This window comes from Marinobacterium sp. xm-a-127, assembly GCF_013283425.1.
GTDB lineage: Bacteria > Pseudomonadota > Gammaproteobacteria > Pseudomonadales > Balneatricaceae > Marinobacterium_E.
Map to the genome: position 1 here is coordinate 292,031 of NZ_WBYH01000002.1, position 21,515 is coordinate 313,545.

The 21,515-nt window shown below is 52.6% G+C and carries 1 protein-coding gene; it reads right to left on the reverse strand.

Annotated elements, in window-relative coordinates; all coding sequences use genetic code 11:
- Nucleotides 1-138: 138 nt before the first annotated feature.
- Nucleotides 139-21,297 carry an Ig-like domain-containing protein gene (locus XMA127_RS05495; protein WP_173498990.1) on the reverse strand — a complete coding sequence of 7,053 codons (21,159 nt, stop codon included), beginning with the start codon at nucleotides 21,295-21,297 and terminating at the stop codon, nucleotides 139-141.
- Between the last annotated feature and the right edge of the window lie 218 nt (nucleotides 21,298-21,515).

Genomic DNA, 21,515 nt, shown 5'->3' on the forward strand with positions numbered 1-21,515 from the left:
GTCAAATATGTCACAGATTATTTTGACAGATTGTCACGCGGTAATCAAAACGCCATTACTACCATCAAGTCATTGATATAAATAAAAAAGCCCACCTTTTCAGGTGGGCTTTTAATCCGAGAGCTCCGTCTTTTCTCATCAACTCCAAGTGTAATTAACAGTCGAGTCCTCTGTTTCAGTTTGTGTATCAAAACTACCGTGTCGAACTGCAATCTGTACATTAACATCATTCAATGTACCTGTATCAGCGCCGTTAGCATCGACATCAATAGCAACGCTTGCTGATCCAACGGTCACTTCTGCTGCTGTCAATTCATGCTCGTCAACCTTAACACCATCGATCCATATCTCGACAGTATCACCAGCGACAGCTTCGTTGATATCGAGCAATAGCTCGACGGTTGAGCCGTCACCATCACTAGTGTCAGTAATGGCGTTCATAGCAACATCAAGGTCAGTATTCACAGCGGAGCTTCCAGTGACAGTTAATGTATCTGACGATACAGCACTGAAATTACCCGCCAGATCCATCGCAACTAGCTTATAACTACCGTCCATTAATCCATCCACTGTAAAGCTTACCGTATCAGTTGTCGTGACGTTTTCACCCACTAGAACACGCGTCCACTTCTCTGAAGAAAGCGCAAATATGTCTTGCATGTGTTGGTCTGAGTTTGTTGAAACATCAGTGAGCCCTGCATATGCATTCGCCTCAATGAAGTACAGATATTCGCCGGTTTCAACGCCGGTAATATCGATACTTGTGCCTTCGCTGGCTGTCAAAGCATTTGAACTCGCACCACTAAGAACTGGTGAATTAGCAGCAGTTTGATCAAGGGTGAAATCAAAGCTCTGTTCAACGACCACTTCTGATCTACCATCGTCAACTAGCAGCTGATAGCCGACGTTTGCATTACTGTTATGATTCCAAGTAAATGTCATATCAACCAAAGCATGACCGTTCGAATCAGCAGCCCCTATTGACCCAAGTGTCAACGTAGGTCGATCTGGATTGTTAGCACCAAAAGCTGTATCCAGTGAACCTTGCAACGCGGAGACAATATCGCTATCTGTGCTTGTAGAATTGAATCCCCATGCCAGCTCCACAATAGTGGAACCAAAACGAAGGTCCCCCGTAAACTGGCGTCGTCCATCCCCCCCAATGTCAACCTGGAAGTTGACTGTTTGAATTTCCGGGTTGCTGCCGTCGCCATGTTGGGTCACAGTCGCCAATGCCCCTTGTTTGACCTCTGTGGTAAATGACGCATTGTAGTCCGTTGCTCCATTAGTTACCGAGACTGAACCAGTAATCAGTGTGTCAACTTCACCAGTGTTTTGAACAAACTCACGTTGTTTCAAAACCCCCAAATTAAGCAAGTCTTGAGACAGGCTCACGGTAAAGTCTTCACCAGAGAAGCGCTGAACATTAAAGCCACTACTTCCACGAGTAGTCTCAAACCCGACTGTATTCAACGTATTATTGGTTACGAATAGACCATCCAATAAGTCGCCAACAGTGCCACTAGAAGAAGTGTAGGACAGAGTTTGAGACGTACCCGATCCAACACTGAATGTCAGACTATATGTCCCGTCAGCAATAGTTGCATTCTCGTTGTCTACAACAATCTGAAAACTGCTACTGTCGGACAACCACTGCCCTAACAGCGGATCCGAGAAAAGCTGATCATCTCCATTATCCAACGCGCTTAGAGAGTTCTTAAAACTCGAGTCAGCATCGTAAACCGTCTGCCCGTCGAAAACTGTACTTATGGCTACGAATTTATTCGCAGCGTCCAATACAGGGCTGAAGCTACCCGTGAGCGCGCCGTTCGTTGTGTCGCTTTGATACGCCGTTGCAGTCACAAGGTCGTCATTAAACAGACCTGTATCTGAAGCGAAACTGAGCGATTCAATTCTTGGTGGCTCGTAGTCAGTTACAACGATATCAAATCGGCTTGCAAGAGATGCAACCCCTGCTGGAATAGCGAGCTCCAACGGCGTGCCATTACTTGAGACAGGGAGTGATTGTCCGTTAACAGCACTAAACCCAGTAATATCAAGATCAGTAGATGTGCCATCACCTACCGCTACTGTGTAAACGCCAAATAGAGCTGTCCTACCGAATTCTTGGTCGTATTCGGGACGCATCAAAACAGTCGCACCGTTGTCTAGTGTTGCTTGCACAACACCACCTGCAGTGTGATCAAGCGGTGTTGTAGTCATGACAACGAACTCAATGCTGTCGCCAACGTTCAACGTTACGGTCTCGCTAGGGTCAACAAAACTCCCGATCATTCCGATGTAGGGGACTGCCGGCATCAACGCACTGATTTCAGCCAAGGTATCTGCCGTCGCAGCGGTCGCTACTTCAATGCTAGCATTAGCAGAATTAAGCGCATTGCTATCCAAAGTAATACCCAAGGCTGCATAATCCGCCACATCTGGGATTGCGTTAGTAATACTATCCTCGGCATAGGCCGCGATCTTAGCGATGGCATCCAGCCTCGCGACAATCGATGCAGAATTAAGCATTGACTGAATGCTGGCTGCGTCAGTCAGAGTATAAGTATCCGATCCCTGCGTACCCACTGACGTCTCTTTGAGTAACTCTCTGATCGCGTCAATGTTGCTAGCATCAATAGTTTTAGCCGTACCGGCAGAGTCATAGCTGGAAACACCTATAGAGGCGAAGTCATTCGCATCTGGTGCGGTACCTGTGCCGTCTGCTTCGGCGTAATCAGTAATGAGTTTTAATGCATCAAGTGCAGTGACAACTGAGCTGATCTCCTTCGATGTATCAAACTCACTATCAGCACTACCAGCAACTATGTATTCAACAACTTCAGCAATATTCGCAATGCTTACAGTTGTGACACCAGCAGCAGTGAAGTCCGCTACTGACGGAGCCGACCCATCGCCGTTGACCGTAACAATACCCGCAGCCGTGCCTGAGGACAGACTCAACGTGTTCGAATTACCGTCACTGAGCGACCAATCGCCTGTACCGTCGTTGACAGCAACACTGAAGGTTGCGCCGTCAGCCCGGGTAATCGTAAGACCTCCGGTTGCTGCAGCAGTGATGACAAAACCTGAGTTGGCACCAAGGTCTGCCGATAGCTCGGCAGCTATGCCACCCCAGCCACTCTCAGAGGTCATCGTTGCCGTCAGAACTTGGGCTGCCCCATAAGGACCCGTGAGCGTCAGATTTACCGTATCAGTATTGCCCACAGTTGGTGTAGTCGTGTCGTCTGCGAGGGTAACACTGTTAGGGATAACCGTCGCCAACTCAGAGATTTTTGCAATCGCAGCTAAGCGAGCAGCAATAGCACCTGAATTCAATACGGCACGCAGTTCGGCAGCTGTTGTGATGGCGGTATCGCCAGAATCGTCGCCGTAGCTCGCACCAGCGATGACCTCATTGATGGCTGCTATATTGTCGTTTGAGATTGGCACATTGAGGCCATCGCTGTTCACAACGAAGCGCATACCAATAGCCTGATAATCCGCTACGGTCGGTACGCCTGTTTCACCTGTATCAGCAGTGAAATCGCCATCTGTGTCGGCTGCACCATCGCCATTCGCGAAAGCCTCAATGCGGCCCATGGCATCCAAGTAGGTATCAATGACCGGCTTGATCTGCGGCAAGGTAGACACATCGGCCGCGCTCTCTTTGGCAAAGACCAGTGCGTTGATATCGGCAACATTATTAGCATCCACCTCGGTGAAGCCGATGGCGTTATAGTCCTGATAAGTGGGTTCAGAACCAGACGGAAGATCCGCATAGTCTATCGCCGCAGCCTTCAACTCTAGCTCGGTCATCTCAATGCCAGCACCACCGAAGGCCTCTCGAACATTGATCTTAAAGCCCGTATAAGCCTTGGCGTCGACATCTGAAACATCAAATGTCAGTGATGATCCATTTGAAGCTTCGTAGTTATCAGCAGACATCATGAAGCGTGCGGTATCTGTAACGACACCTGCTGCTGTCCATGTGATATCTAAGCCTGTTCCAGACGCTGACTCAGTTACCGTAAAGGCCGCTGAGGCAGAAGTCGCCGCGCTATTGAACGCCGCAGCTATTTCAGCAACGGTCGGATCAGTATCTGATGTGATCGATAGCGTAACGCCGCCCACATTCAGGTCGTAGATCGTGTTTGCTTTAAGTGCGGGCAATACAATCTGCTGTATTTCGGCAGCAGACAGGCTACCTACGGTTGTTTGCGTCGCTGAGGTCAGATCACTGCTGAAGGTCTTAATAACTTCCCATTCACCAGCGTTGTTATCCCAACCCATAATATCGAAATCAGCAGGCAGTTTGCTGTAATCACCCGTAGTGTTCGCTGCATGAATTATGAAGTGATCGAGTACTGATGGCTCAACACCCATATCACCCATGTCATACCAACCCACCTGCAGCGGGTTATCCTGGCTTGGATCTACTGATGATGAATATACAAGTGCATCCGAGTTATCACTGTAAGCCAGCTTATCGAATAGCGCCTGTGCTGCCTGCCAATCATCTGCACCGTTTGAATTTACCAGGCCATTAAATTCGTAGGGTGAGGTGATGTAACGAACATCAATGTTATCAATAAGGAATTCTGCGCCTACGCCTTGGCCTCCAGAGTAGTCGAAAGAACCACCAACAAACACAAACTTGTAGCTACCAGTTGCATCAGCAGGAACAGTAACAGTTTTGGTTTGCCAAGATGTTTCAGTCGTATCGTTCGGGCTGGTGTAATCAAGCAGCTTGATAGTTGAACCATCGTTAACGTTCACCAAATAACCCAAAACGTCCGCGGCATCACCTGCAGCAGTCGCCTTCCAATCTACCGATATTGTCGCACCTGCAGTAAGCTCAATTGCTTCATTACTGTAGATCGCTGGGCCGTGAATAATTCCGTAAGGATAATTTCCGTTCGTGCCCGTCGTGTATTGTGTCGAGCCTACATAGCCGCTTCTAACCAAGCTGGTACCCAAGGACTGTACACCAGTATCTACTGACAAGACATTACCGCGACCCGAGGCATCCGGATCATCTACAACGCTTACCGTCGCAGGACCGTCTTGGTTCCAGTCATAAGGCAAATCAGTCAGGTAGTTAGTGCCATTTTTACCTATCGCAGTTGTATCTGCCCCAACATTCGACTCCACAGGTGACACAAAACCTGCCAAAACAGTTACACCAAGGTTCACCTCTCCGATATAGGTTGTCCAACCATTGATATCATTACCCGAGACAGTATCAAAGCCTGCGTTTTCAAATTCAGGTATTAGAGAGATAAAGTTCTGAACCGTGCCCATAATTCCAGACAAGTCAGGCTCAGCCCAAGCGCCAATTTTGTTGACGATCTCATTAGCAGAATCGACAAACGGCTGCAATTCAACGACCGTGTTCACCGTGCCGTTGGCACCACCAGTAAAGAGTTTGGTGTTAATTGCTGCTGCGAGCGATTCATTGATTTCGGCGGTACTGTTGGTAATACCTAGTACACCGGCATTGTTGTAGTCATCGGCTGATGGAATGCTGGCAGCATTACCGCTGTCAGCCACATAGGCATCGTAAGCCGCTTGATCAGCAAGGTTGCTGACCGTTTCTGCGAATGCAGCGATCTTATCGAGTGCCGCCGCACGCAAGCCGAAACTGCTGTTGCCAGAATCGACCGTCTCACCCATCGCTAGACGGATGGCATCCTCAATCTCTGCTGCAGTATCAACAGTATTTGCGTACGCCAGGTTGGTTTCGTTGCTCGCAGCATCGGTAGCGTTGTCGATCACATCGACACGAGCGCCGTCACCAACGTAGCGCATACGCATCACGTCGTTGACCTGCTCGAGGTTATTGGCATCGATATCGACCATCTGAGTACCGTTGAATATCTGAGTAATCCCCAGATTTTCGTAATCGGTAATAGAAGGTACGAAGTCGCCAGCCAGGTCGGTTGTACCATCAATGGCAAAACCATTGGCGTTAGCGTATTCGGTAATCTTGATGCGAGACGCCAAGGCCTCGATCTCAGACAGCTCATCTACTTCGGCACGGCCAATTGGCTGAGTGAGAAGTAGCGCATTGAGTTTAGCCACATACTCGGACGGGAATGCTGCCAGGCCAATATTGCTGTAGTCAGTCGCCGTTGGAATTTCGCCAGCATTATTGGCTGCGTAAGAGACAATCTTCGCGTAAGACGAGAGCTCTGTGGATGCGGCGTTAATCACCGACTGCTGCTCAGACTGAGTGCCTGCCAGCGTTGTGTCGCCAGTACCCACTGCGCTATCAGCAAAGAGTGCGTTCGCCATGCCGAGGTTGTACTCGTTGACACCCTTAACTTGTGCCGCCACGTAATCTTCAAGTGTCGGTACCGTGCCATTACCGTCAGAGTCAGCGTAAGCACTGATCTTAGCGACCGCATCGAAGTACGGTTTCATCTCAAGCGCTTCTTGTACCAGTAGCTCGATCTCAGCGGTGTTGTCTGCAAGGTCCGATGCTGCATCAAGGGCGAAGCTATTCACCCACGCAAGGTTAGATGCATCTACGGCATAGATGCCCAGCGCGTGGTAATCCGCAACTGTAGGTACTTCCAGGCCAGTGGCGTCAGTCGCATCGGCATAGGTTTCAATACGCACCTGTGCCACGGCAGCCTGAATTTCAGCGGTCGTGTTCGCGCCACCCGTGTTCAGAGCCTGGATAGCGCTGTTAAACGCATCTTTGTTGCCGGCTGCAACGCCCACGATACCCGCAGCTTCATAGTCAGCCACATCAAGTGTTGTGACACCATTAGCGCCGTTATTGAAATCTTCGATCTTCGCGATCGCGGAGATGACACCATTCACCACAGACTGCAGCTCTGGGTTGGTATCTACGTCTGCTGCTGACTTACCACTCAACACCTGGTTGATAGAGGCTAGATTGTCAGTCGTCACGCCGGTTACGCCCGCTTGCTCGAAGTCTGAAACGGTCATAGAGACGTTGCCGAGTGCTTCGGTGGCATAAACGGTCAGTGTTTTAACACCTGCTTTAACGGTCGGGACGTCGTTTGGCATACCGCCGTATTCAACCATGTAGCCCTGAATTGAGCTATTGTTAAAGCGGAAATCGTTCCACATCCCACTGCTCAGGTAGTGTGCATGGTCCTCGCCACCTGAATCGTTCGGTTCACCACTCGCCCAGTTCGCGTACTCGCCATTGACTGCTGAACCGCCTGAGGCGCCTTGCCAAAATTGAGTCCCAGCCTCAGGACCGGTCATCCACTTCCAAACGCCCTCACTAGCCACGTCACTGGCGCCAATCCAGGCTTGCGCACTCACTTTTGACGCGATAAACGCATTTTCATTCGCACTAGTTGGAGTGGCCAGATACCCTGTCATACCCTCGAATGTTCGACCTTCAGCCGCCGCTTTAGCGTTATCCCAGGTGATACCTGAGCTCGCGACGTACTCATAGAAATGGTCATTCTCAGGGTTGTAAACCATGCCACCCGGCTGAACATCAATCGAGATATCGACCTTCTCGTTACCGCTGGTGATCTTGGTCTGCAAGGTTTTCAGTGCCGCATTGATCTGTGCCTGTGTACCTTCAATACAGATCTCATCGCCGCCGGTTGTCGCGTAATCGAAGCCAATTTGAATTTGAGTAGCCCCACTCAGGTTACCGATCTTCACATCGCCACCTGTGGCGGTGATCACCACACGCAGGCTGCTCATACTTTCAAAGCCAGTTAGCGCATCGTTAACGTACAGACCACCGCTGTAGACGCCGGTATCCGCCTGTACCAGACCTGAGTTGGCAATACCCACCGCAGGGCTAAAGTCCTCGCGGTCGATCGACAAGGTGTAGTCGTCAGCGCTCTCGTTGCCATCAGCATCAATGACTGCAAAGTCGAGTGAGGTCGCCGCATTGGTACTCGCTGGTGTGTAAGTCAGTTTGCCATCGTTAATGTCAGCCACACTGATGCTGTCATTTTGAGATACTACTGTACCATCAAGCTCAAGCGTTCCCGCTGCAGGCAGCGCAGTAATTTTGATTGACGCCAGCGCATCGCTGCTTGGATCGGCGTAATCACCGAAGTCCGCCAGTGTCAGGGTCTGTGCGACAAAGTTGCTGCCATCATGGCTGCGACCGATAACGATCTGGCTGTCGTTGCTGATCGGATCAATATGATCGAGATCGAAAGTTGCCAGTTTGTTGATCGCGTCATTGGCTGGGGTCACCAGCGCTTCGATATCAACGATGGTGTCAGCGTAGCTACCATTGGTCGCTACCTGGTAGTTCATCGCCGCTGCGTTATCGTCATCAGCACCGTTGATACCCGCTGCCACATAGTCTGCACCCACTGGCGCCTGATTGTTGGCAGGATCATCGTTGTATTCAGCGATGATCGCACGTGAGATAAACGCCTGGATCTTATCGACCGAGTTCAGTGCATCGCGGTCCAAGGTATCTGAGGTTTCATAACCCGGCAGACGATCCAGTACGCCGCTCATGCTGCTGCCATCGACACGCAATAGCCCTGCATTGGTGAAGTCAGCTAGGCTGAAGTCCGCTTTAACCACGCCATTTTCGGTCAGCATGTAGTCGACGAACTTCATCAGCGACAGCATATTGGCGCCGTAAGCGTCGATCGCCGCCTGTTGGCTGGTGGCGTCATCGGCATCGAATAGGTTGTTAGCTGCATCGTCAGTGTGACCAACGGTATCTTTGGCAAAGATCGCGTTCACGAACGGCAGGTGCTGCGCTGTGATCGCATTGTCGTTTGGATCGACAAGGCCTGCGTTGGTGTAGTCCTGCACCTCAGGAGCAAAGTAGAGCTTCTCAGCAACGGCGCTACCGCCAGTGACCATTGAGTTAGCATCAATGTAGTGCAGCGTACCTTCATAGCCCTGTGGCACGGTCAGTACGGCAGAGGCACCCGCTTGACCAGCGGTGCCCGTGGTAACCAAGGTAACACCGGCTGGCAGACCGCCAGAGCCATCAGCGTTGATGCTGAAGGCCAGATCGGTACCGGCCATCGAAGCCTGTGACAGATCGAAGCTGTAAGTACCCGGCTTCAGATCCAATGTGGGCGCTTCGCCCATACCGGTAAAGAAGAACGCATCACCGCCACCCGTTGCGCGTGCATCGGTGTAGAGCGTGTAGCTCTCGCTAACCGCTGGCCACTGACCATCTTGATCGGCGTAGTAAGCGATCTTCTCAGCCGCAACATTCGCGACCAATGCCTGCACCTCTTCAAGTGTGTCAGCATTGAGGTACTTAATACCGCTGTCAGCCAGTTTATTCAGTACAGCCTCGAGGTTGTTGTAACCATTGGCTGATGCAGACGTACCTGTCCCTACAGAGAGGTCAGTTCCGTCAGCTACACCGCTGATACCCGCCGCTTCAAAGTCAGCGACGGTGAGGTGATCGTAACCGTTGGCATCGCCGGTATCGGCATCGCCATCAAGGTCGATCGCGCCATCTGCTTCAGCGTAGTTGGCGATCTTCGCCATCGCGGCGAGCATGGCCGCTGCACCATCGATAACCTGCTGCTGTTCAGCTTGGTCATCGGCATCGCCTGCAGCGGTTAGGCTACCGGCAAAGAGTTCGTTCAGTGCAGGCACCATCGCTTCAGTGATCGCGCTATCGTCGTAGCTCACCAGATCAGCGTTGAGGTAATCCTGCAGGATCGGATCAGCACCGTTGCCGCCATCGCTATCGGTCCAGGCTTTGATCTTCTCGATCGCCACCTGTTTCACGAAGGCCTGCAGTTCTGGGGTGGTATCCACCGCTAGACCGTTGCTGCTAGAACCCATCGCTGCCAACTTAGTCAGCAGCGCTGGAATGTTGTTGTCGTCGGCCACACCGGTGGCGCCACAGAGCGCGAAGTCGGCTGCGGTTGGGATCAGCGAGCTATCTGCCGGCGTCAGCACATTGGCTTCAGCGTAGGCGAGGATCTTCGCAAACGCGCCTAAGCGATCCGCTGCGCCATCGATGACCGCCTGTACTTCAGTGCGGGTCGACGCAGGCTCATCGCCATCATCGGCACCCACAAGAGCTGCGGCAAAGAGTTCATTGATGGTCGCGATATTGGTCGCATCGATGGCAACGCGCGTACTGTTGCCCGCATCGTAGTCGACTACACCGATAAAGCTGTAATCCTGTACGGTTGGCACATCATCGACATCGGACGTTGCCAGCACGGTGTCTTGGTCGAAGTCCGACGCACCATCAGCGTTGGCATAGGCTTCGATCTTGGCCAGCGCGTTGCGTGACTCGTCCGCGCGTGCCGCAAGATCAGTCGCCAGGTTCGTGACATCAGACAGATCATCCGCGGTCAGAGCCAAGCGAGCATTCAGCATCGCCACCTCTTCTGCATCAGCCGCCGTCACACCCAAGAGTGCCCACTGCTCAATAGTCAGACCCTCAGTGCCATCGCTATCGGGGCTGTTGCCCTGGATCAGATCGATCAGATCAGAGGTGGCGTTAGCCAGCGCCTGCAGACCCGAAACCGTCGTGACATCACCGCTGCCCAGATCACTTGCGACGATCTCTTGCAGGTAAGCCAGCTGTTCAGCCTGATTCGCGTTATCCGCTTTCAGCGTCACACCCAGATCAGTAAAGTCAGTCGCATCCAGCGTGATCGCGGAGTTTCCACCGTTAGCATCACCGGCACGCAGATCCAGAATGTGGTTGTAGCTATCCACCACCTCTTGGGTTGAGGCGGCAGTGTTCAGTGTATTCGTTGTATTGATCAGCGCATCGTTGATCGAGCTGAGGTTATCCGAATCAACGCCATCGATACCCATGTTGGTGTAATCAGTGGTGTCGATACCGGTCAGATCATCGGTGGATGCCGCGTTCAAGATATCGCTATGCGCAGCGATCGCATCATCGATCAGCTGTTTTAGGGCTGCGTAGTCTTTCACATCAGACTCATCGGTCTGATCGCTCAATACGCGCTGGATGGCATCCAGGTTGTCATCGGTCGCACCAACAAAGCCCAGCGTATGCAGCTGCTCTTTAGAGACAACCGTAGTGTGTGTCGCATCATCGTCTGAAGTGCGCAGCGTGTTAGCAAACACCGCATCGATCGCATCCACGATGTCCTGCGTCTCTGCCACAGTATCAACTTCTGAGTAACCCAGACTCGCAATCACGCCAGAGGTGAGTTCTGCCACAGCCGCTTCAGTGCCAGCTTCTAGCTCGACACCGATATTAGTCAGATCGGCCACGTCAATGGTGCCGCTGTCGTTGGTCGCGGTCTCAAGGATGGTGTTGTAGCTGTCTACTACCTCTTGCACGCTTTCGGCAGTAGTGAGGCTGTTATCGGTATTGATCAACGCATCGTTGATTGCTGCGAGGTTACCGTCGTTGGTGTCATCACCATCAGATAGGTCGCCGCTAACACCGTCGATACCCATGTTGGTGTAGTCGGTGGTGTCGATATCGGTCAGATCATCAGTTGTTGCCGCTGCAAGAATATCGGCATGCGCATTTACAGCATTGTCGATCAACTGTTTCAGATCCGCGTACGACTTCACGTCAGACTCATCGCTCTGATCGCTCAGCACGCGCTGGATCGCATCCAGGTTATCATCGGTTGCGCCATCAAAGCCAAGTGTATGTAGCTCGTCTTTTGACACAACTGTAGTGTTCTCAGTGTCTGTATCAGACGTACGCAGGGTATTCGCAAACACCGAGTTGATCGCATCGATCTTCGCCTGTACGTCGCTGACGCTTGACACATCCGCCGTACCGAAGGTCGCAATGATGCCGCTGGCTAGTTCCGCCACGGCCTCTTCGGTACCCGCTTCAAGCGTGACACCAATGTTAGTCAGATCGACCACCTCAATGGTGCCCGCATCATCCTGTGCGGTTGCCAAAATATCGCTGTAGCTATCCACCACCGCTTGAATCGCTTCAAGGCTGACAATGTCATTCGGGGTATTGGACAGCGCGTCTTTAACGGCCGCTGCCATCTCATCGCCGGTCATCGACCCGATATTTACATCGGTCACACCATCGATACCCATGTTCTGGAAGCTGTCGGCATCGACCTCAGCCAAGGCTGCAGTAACTGCCGCTGCACGCGCATCGGCATCTGCATGGGTTGTATCTTGAGCAGTTGCAGTGAGACCCACGATCGCATCGAAGGCATCCGAAGCAGTGTTAAGAACCGCTTTCAGATCCGCGTAGTTAACGATGGCGTCGCTGCCCTCGCCTTCAGACTGATCCAGCAGGACTTTCTGCAAGGCGCTCAGTCGACTATTGGCGGACTCATCCTGTAACAGGTCTCCAAAGCCCAGCGCAGTCAGGTCTGCATCGCTAACAGCCACAGGCGTAGCTGTGCCGTCGACATCCACGGTTTCACCGTTGGCACGGGCAAGGACGTTCTCAACGCTAGTCACAAAGCTCTCGAGCTTCGCTACCGAGTTGATCATGTCTGCTTGTTGTTCGGCTGCAGTCGCACCGTCAGTAATATCTGTTTTAGCTGCGGCAACTTCACGCAGGGCGCCCTGCAACAGCGTGGTCTGGTCTTCAGCACGCGCAGCATCGCTGCTCAGGTTACTAACACCAATGTTGTTTAGATCTTCAATCAGATCGACAGGGGTCGGTTGTTCTGTTTCGGCATACACGGTATCGAATACCGCGTTGTAGCTATCCACAACGGTTTCGATCTGGGTAAAGAGGTCACCCTCGCCCTCAAAGCGATCACGTACGGTGCTCAGGGCATCTTGTACCGCGCTGAGGTTGTCATCGGCCACGCCTTCTACTGACATATCAGCGAAGTCCTGCACCGACGGCAATGCCGCAGGGGTATCACCCTGCTCGCTGGCAAAGGCTTTCACCGTATCCGACGCATCGGTCACACGGTTCACCAGTGCTTCCACCAGTGATACCTGACGCAGATCGTTGAGACCGATCGATTCATACTCACCGGTTGGGTTTCCATCGGCATCGACGGTTGGAATCACCGCCAGTTTAGGATCGCCATTGGCATCCAGCACCTGCACGCCGTCCTCATCGAGCACCGGCTCGTAGCGCAGTGAAGTGTTGTTGATCGCACTGCTGGCAGTAAAGGTGGCTGTCCAGTTAATACCGTCAACAGTACTCCAGATCGGTGCACCCTCTACCCCTTCCGTGCTCAGGTCACCACCCACCAGGGCCAGGACATCATCGGGCACCTGTCCCACACGAGTTGGGAAGCTCAGCGTAACGGTAGTGTCATCACCGGCAGCCAGTGTCTGGTCAGCAAAGGTGATGCTCGGCTCAGATTTAATCTGCGCCAGGTTCTCAGCCAGTGCTTTGTTAATCGCGCGCAGTTTAGAGTCATCGACATTCTGGATATCGAGTGACTGCAACTCTGCCGTGCTGATACCCGCATCACCATCGGTGCTGCTGGTCGCGTCCACTGAGGTCTCAGTGGTCTGTTCATAGTCACGGTTCAGGGACAGGGTGTCGCTGATCGTACCGACCTGCTTCCAGGTGGCTACCAAACTATCACCGGCATCATTAACCGCTAGGGTAAATGGCAGGTCTGCATACGCCGGAGCGGCTTGCGCATCGGCCAGTAGATCAGTAATCAGATCGCCTTCAGCAGCGGTCAGATCAAGGTTGACACCACCAAACGATAGACGGATTTGTCCTGGGGAAACGGCAAAGCCGTTTTCGACAGCGGCACCGTCCACCGCAATGCTTTGAACCGCAAAATTAGCGATATCACCGGCCACATCGATGGTTGAATCGATCGGAGCGGCAGAAAGTGTCTCAGTCAGTGTTGAAATAGCACTCGACTCTGGCTGTGGGCCAAAGGCTTTGTAGCTAATTTCAACGCTATTACCATCAGCGCTCAGCGCGACGGTGTAGTTCTTATCGGCGTAACCGGACTCAGCACGGATCGCATCGACAATGTCCAATACGCTTGGGTTCGCGACACCTGACAGATCAACGTCAACGGCGTCACCGCCAAGGTTCAGCGCAAACTGACCAGGAGCAACGGAACCGTCTGCGGATAGCACTAAACTCTGGCGTTCGGCTACTAAACTGCCTGAAAGAGCCGCCGCATCAAAAGCGGCAATCGCCTCCAGATTGTTAACGGCATTCGCAATGGTCTGAATTTCAGAGCGCGTATCGACTGCCTCATCTTCATAGCGCTCAGTCAGGCGATCGAGCACCTGATCCATAAAGGTGACTTCGGTGTCGCTATCAACTAGATCGCTCGCGGTACCGATGATGAACTCGTTGCGTGAATTATCTTCGGCGGCGTTACCCACCAAGTCTGAAGTTGCTGCATCGACCTGGAAGACCGCTGTCTCGCTCTCTTCAGAGAAAGTAGGTACCGGCGTGTAATCTGGGTCCGCTTCAGCAGCAGCCAATTCAGCGACGGAGATCGCCTGAGTCAGGTCAAACGACCAGTCAAACGCCCAAGTATCGCCGATCTCGTCGTAGACGATGTTCTCAAGGCTCAAGCCCGCTGGGAGCTCGGCATCTTCATCGCCCAAGAATGTGCTTTCGACCTTGTACTTGAAGCGCTCGTCAGCACTGTTGTTGATCAGGATGAAGAAGTCATCACCCGCGTTAAGACCCTCAATGGCACCGGACACCTCAAATGGAGTCTCGGCAGTTGGAGCCTCAACCGTCGTTTCAGGTGGAATGATATCGACCTGTAACAATACCGGTGCCGTGAAGTCAGATTCACTCGGCGCTGTAACCGGGTTACCCTCGATATCAACCGCATCCGGTTTGATCACTGCCGTGCGGATGGGTACCTCTTTCGAGTCCATCTGCAGCGCAATAGCATCGATACTGACAGGAACAGTAACTGCTCCATCTTCTGCGACGTCGTCAGCTGTGACAACGTATTCGATTAGATTCGGTTCGCCAGTCGCGGTGTTAACACCCCACTGAACAAACACGGTATCACCTTCAGCTGCGCCTTTAACCGGCACGCGCGTCTCTTTCGCTTCATCGAGGTTAATACCGTAGCTGTTACCCGCTGCGGACTCGATGTAGGAGACATCGATAAGGCCCGTGTTAACGCCTGAATCATTAAGCTCTACGCTCTGATCAACAACTTCAGGATCTGCAGTAACCGCTGCAGTCTCAATCGACTTGAGCGTATCCGCCAGTTTGTCAGCGCCGGACTGTGTAATTGCAATCGCGGTGCTCTTGCCCAGGCTGGCAACTTTAATGTCAGCCGCAAGGTCAGTGATCGTGTTGGTGAGTGAACCTGTGGCGCTGTCACGCGCAGACAGCATCGCCAGCACCTGGCCGTACTTCTCAGACGCATCAATACCGTCAGTAGCATTAAAGTCCGTGACATCAACACCGGTCTGAGCTTCAACAGTCGCTGAGTTAACCACGGTCGCCGCAGTTTTAACGATATCGTCTATGCCAAAGATTCGGCCGATACCACTGTTATATTCATTTACCTTGGCCACATCAAAAGTGCTAACACTCTCGGAGGCCATGGTCTCTTGCAGTTTTTTCACAGCTAGCTCAGTAACCGGTGATACGGTTACAGTCACTTCGCCTGGCTCAACGATGTTGAACATCGCGCGCATAGCAACGGTTTCACCCTCTTTCGCCAGCGAGACGCCCTGACCAGTGAATTCGTCTATGTAGTCTGCGTCAGGATCGCTATCAATAACTTCCACTAACACTGGACCACGGTAGCCACCTGGGTAGGCTTCATTCGGTGACACCCGAACCGAGGCTTGTCCGGTTTCTGGATTCAGGATGACCTGAGCGACGAGTTCTTCGCCATTGGCATCCAATACTCGTACGGTTGAAGTATCGGTTATGAATAGACCCGCCACAGGAATCGCAGTCAGATCGAATGACTGAGTATCCACGCGCTGAGTCGCCACAATGGTCGCATCCATCGGCTCGTTCTGCGCGAAGTCAACGAACTTCTCGGTGTTCAGCCCCACGTGCAGATCGGCATAAGTACGGTCTGGGGTTGTCACATCGACAGTAAACTTGGTCAGATCCAGCGTGCCATCTTCGTTGCTCTCGAAGCGGAAGTTAGTCGCCACTAGACCGTCATTTACGTCTGACAGCAGATCGCCATCGCCATCCACACGCACGTGAATAGCAGGATCAACCTCTTCGAGGGTGACACTGAAGTAGCTCAGGATCTCCGCCTGATTGTCCGCCACGATCTGCTCAATGGTGGCGGTATCCGCTGGATCAATGCTTGGATCAACGCCCGCAACAGTGGCCAGCAGCAGATCCATCATCTCGTTAAATTCGAAGGTGTAGCTGAGCGTCTCGAGGGTGCGAACAATGTCCTCACCATCCGCGTTTTCGGTAAAGCTATCACTCGTACCTAGAGACTCTGGGCCATGGGTATCCACCACCGCCGTAGTGTAGTTGCGACGGTCAGTGACCATCTCAACGAGTGCAGGGTTACCTGCATCATCGGTGAGTACGGCGCCCTGCTCGGCAAGACCCAGGACTTCAAGATCGGTGGTATTGATATCGTCTGCGGATACGGTGTACTCAAAGCGCAGCGTATCGGTGCCATCGCCCTCCACATAGGTGGCGAGCTGACCGTTGCTCAGTGCCAGTACTGGACTGCCATCGATCGCTTCAGAGGTATCGACATTGATCACATCATCAAATTTCACTTCGAAGGCGATGGTGGTGCCGGCGCTGTAGTAACCGTCGTTGGTTGCGTCAACAGTGGCGCCAGTATCGTTAATAGCTACTGTCTCAACAATGCTAACCGTCTCAACAATCGGTGCATCGGTATCCACTTCAACCTGAGGTTTCACATGGCCTGCAACAATCGCATTGTTGAAGCTATCGGCGACCAGTGCGTTGCCCGCAGCATCAGTAATTAGCCCGTCATTGAAGCTGACCGACGCAACCGTCAATGAGTCTGTCGACAGATCATCATCCTGCACGTCGTAGCGGAACAGCAGTGTGTTCGAACCGGTACCCGATACGTAGGTCGCGGTGCCGCCGTTTTCGAGCAGTAACGTTGGACGCCCTTCGGTGGTATCCACATTGAGCCACTCTGAAGCGGTCAATTTAATCCAGATCACATCACCGATGTTGTACATGCCATTTTCAGACGCTTCGGTGCTGTTGTAGGTCGCTTCGACTGAGCTAAAGCCCAGTACCACGGGCTCGGTACCATCTACGACTACCGATTCCTGCAGACGGTTATTCGAACCTAAGATGGTGTTAGCGCGATTACCGGCCTCATCCACCACCAGTTTGTCATTCTCAAGGAAGGTGATCACCTGCAGTGGGTGACCTTCCGCGTGGTCTGCGCTGTAGGTGTATTCGAACACCCACTCATCAGAACCTGAACCTGAGACATACGTCGCGAGCTCACCATTATTGAGGAAAAGGGTCGGCAGACGCGGGCTATCCGGATCGTCCGGACGGTCCTCGAGTGCCACTTCTTCAGTAAACTTCACGGTCAACTGAACGGTATCACCCACCGCATAGGCACCGGCCTCTGCATGGATACCTTCGATCTTGGCTTTTACCGTATCGACTGGCTGTAGCAGAACATCCGACGCTTTGTTGGGGTTGCCGGCCTCATCAGTGACAACGCCATCCATCACGCGCACTTTAATCGGCTGCGTGCTATTGCGATCGGGGGTCACAACAAAGCTGTATTCGCCTTCAGGACGACCCGAGTTATCGGGGGTCTCCAGGCTTAACTGATCAATGGTACCGCCTTCGACTGACAGTTTAGTCAGGTCAAAATCCTGTACCGATTCAGAGAAGTTCACCACCATGCGCACATCGCCATTAACGATGCCGTCCGCATCCGAGCGGATGGTCACGGTTGGGTAAGCGCTATCCAAGGTGTAGCTAGCCGCTGGCGAATCGCCTTCGCCGAAGTTACCGGCTAGGTCTGAGACCAGATTGAGATTCAAGCTGAGAGATTGTTCACCGGCTTGAGTATCTTTGAGTGGCGTGAATACGGCAGTCCAAGTGACGTTGTCAGTTGTTTCAAACTCGCCGATTGAACCGTTTTCTACATTGAAGAACTCTGGGCGCAGCTCTTTCACTGCACCGTTGAACGTAATTGTCAGCGTTGCAGCTTCGCCTGCACTCAGATCTGCGGAACCGTTCTCGTCGAGAACGCTGATAGACTCTACTTCTGGTAGCGTCAGATCGATAAAGATCCCACCCTCAGCCTGCGCAATCGCACCGCCATTTGGCAGGGTCAGATCCGCAGATTCACCAGCAACAACGCCGTTGAAGGTGGCGTAGTTGGTGCGCAGTTCAGCAATCGCCAGTGCGTCCGACTCAAAATCAGTCGCTTGAACGGCATAGCTGAAGACTAGGCGTGTTGGTGTAGAGGCTGCGGCGTTGTAGGTGGCGATTTCGCCATTGCTTAGTTTCAGCTCTGGGGTACCCAGCGCATCGTTCATCTCAACCGGCTTGTTCCAACCCAGGGCGATATCGATGATCTCGCCTTCGTTGTAGTGACCGGCATTGGCAGAGATGGTTTTGATGTAAGGTGTCGCTGCATCAACCACCACATCCGAGCGGTACGCCAATCGGCTGTTATCACTCAGGATCGCCATATTGGCTTCGTTGCCGGAGATGTCCCTGAACACCGATCCGTTAGTGATCAGAGCATGTACATCCAGATCGGTTGTATCAAAGTCATTTGGCTGAACGGTGTAGCGGAAGTTCAGGAAGCTTGAACCATCGCCATCCACATACTCAGCAACCGCACCGTTGCTCAGTGCAAGGATCGGTGAACCGTTGGTAAAGTCGATGTAGACGTTTTCGCTGAACTGAACGGTCAGTTCTACGCTATCACCCGCCAAGTAAAGTGCATCTTCAACCGCAGAGATGGTGACAATCGTTGGCGCAACGCCATCAATTTCAACCACTGCATGGTTCGAGAGGTTGGCACCCGGCGTGATGTATGTTTTTGCGTCGTTACCCGCATTGTCGGTAATGTTGGCACCGTCTTTAACCAGTGCCTGCACATTCAGCGCATCGACCTGATCGTTCTGTACCACGGTGTACTCAAACACCAGTGTGTTGGACTCACTTCCGCGAACGTACTCAGCCACCTGGCCGTTGTTTAGGGCAAGGAAGGGTGTGCCGTTGACGGCATCAACGTTCACCACTTCGTCATATGTGACGGCAATCGCGATGGTATCGCCGGCAGTGTATGAACCGCTGGCAGCATTAATTTTTGTGATTTCAGGTGCACGGATATCCCAAGGGCGCGCAATCGACTGCTCTGCATTGAGGTTACCCAGGCTATCGGTCATCGTGCCTTTGCGCAGCGTGACAGTCACATCGCCGGTAGGGTTATCCTGTGCTGCCGCGGTGGGAGCGACTTCCAGGGTGTAGACCTGACCGGCTTGAACTTCAGTAAAGCCACTGGTCACTTTAATGCCGTTAGTCACGACAATGTCGTTCACATCGAAGTCAGTGACCTGCTCACCAAAATCGATGGTGATCAGACGGTTACCGTTGTAGAGCACGCTAGAGCTAAGCTCTGCGACAGGACCCAGGGTATCGATGGAGATTGGGTTAGAGACACTCAGACCCGTACCGGTATTGCCAGCATTGTCAGTCACTAGGCTGTTATCCAGCACCAAGGTGGTGTCATCGGCTTGGATCTTCAGCGTTGGGGTAAACACACCCTTCCACACCGTACGCGGAATGACTGTGCCTTCCACCGGTACCAGCGGTGACAGCGTACCGTTGCTGACAATGATGGCATCACGAGGGTTGGTGACAGACTCAGCGAAGGTCACTGTGACACCCGAGGTCTCACCGGCAATCAAGGCGTCGCTATCAAAGGTGATCACACCTTCTGGGCGCTCACCGTCAAAGGTAATATCGTATTTAGCCGCCACTGTGGTGATCTGTGACAGTGACACTGACGCTTCGCCGGTGCCTGACAGTGAAATCAGTGTGCTGTTAGGTGCATCAAAGCTCAGAACGTCGAGGTCTTGAGCATTGGCATCACCCTCTTGGGCGGTGTAACGGAACAGCAGCTGTTTAGACGGCGCACCGCTGACATACTCTGCGGTGGCACCGTTGCTCAGTGACAATGAAGGCGCATCGCCTTCCAGATCAACCGCTTCAGAGAAGTTGACAATAAACTCAACGCTCTCGCCCAGGCTCACCACCTGGCTAGCACTGTCGATACGGGTAATAAACGGACTTTGGGCGTTAATCGCCACATCGTTGAAGGTGCTGAGGTTGTTCGCAGAGGTGATACGTACATCCACGTCCTGGCCCAGGCTGCCGTTGAAGACGGCATCGTTCTCAGCCAGACCAAGAACACGTAGGTCATCGGTGTTGCGATCGCTGGCACCGACGATGTAGCTAAAGGTTAGTGTGTTGCTGTCAGAACCGCCGGTGTAACGGGCGAAACCACCGTTACTCAGCACCAGTGTGGGTACACCTTCAGAAGTATCAACATTAACCACACCGGTCATCCGCACGCTAAAGCTGAGCACTTCGCCCACTTTAAAGGCTTCGGTGTCATTATCGAGGTAACGGATCGACTCGATCTTCACATCGGCGAGGTTAACCACCTCTTCTACGTAGACGGTCTGATCGCCCAATGACACAGAGGTTGCGCTGGGCAGTTCAGGCAGTGTCAAAATCGCCGCATTGCCAGAGGCATCGGCGAGGAATGAACCGTTCGCGAGCAGCTCACCGAGCTGCAGGTCAGCGACATCCATGGTGTCAGTGACCGTAAAGGTAAAGTTGAGCTTCTTCGTGCCTGAACCAGACTCGTACGAGGCGATGACATCATCCAGCACTTCGCCGTTGCTCATCAACGTCAGGGTTGGCAGCTTGGCACCCGGTGTCACACCCACCGCTTCATCAAACACAACGGTTAGAGTGACTTTATCGCCAGGCAGGTAGTTACCACTGACAACATCTACAGAGGCTACGCGGGGGGAAACAAGATCATCAGAGGTGATGGTCTGGCTAACGATGGCTACTTCGTTATTGCCTGACACATAAATTGACTCATTGACACCCGATGTCACCTTCGTGACAACGGCTTCTCCAACGCTGTCTGTCAACGACGCACCATCCAAGAAGAGACCATTGACGGTCAATCCGGTAATCGAAAAGTCATTCGGCGCCACGGTGTACGCAAACACCAGGGCATCATCTCCCGCCAACGCAGAGCGTGCGACATCCAGTTGGGCATTCGCACCGTTTGACAGCGCCAGGAATGGTGCGCTGCCTCCTGACGCGTTGAGCGTGACAGTGTCACTAAACCCAGCCGTGATATAGACCGTCTCGCCGACCCCGGTTGAGAGACGACTTGCATTGAATTGAGAGATTACCGTAGCCATTTTGTTTCCCCTTGCGAAGCTTAGCTTCGACAATTAATTGGGCCTAAATGTCACAACCGTGACAAATTAGACATACATCCATCGTGCATGAAAACAATTTATGTCATAAGTGTCAATAACAAATTGACAGAATAGTCTCAACTAATTATCGGACCTTAAAGTCCCTGGGCAAACGACTTCTCTTCTACAATGCAGATGGCAGAGATGAGCCGAACGGT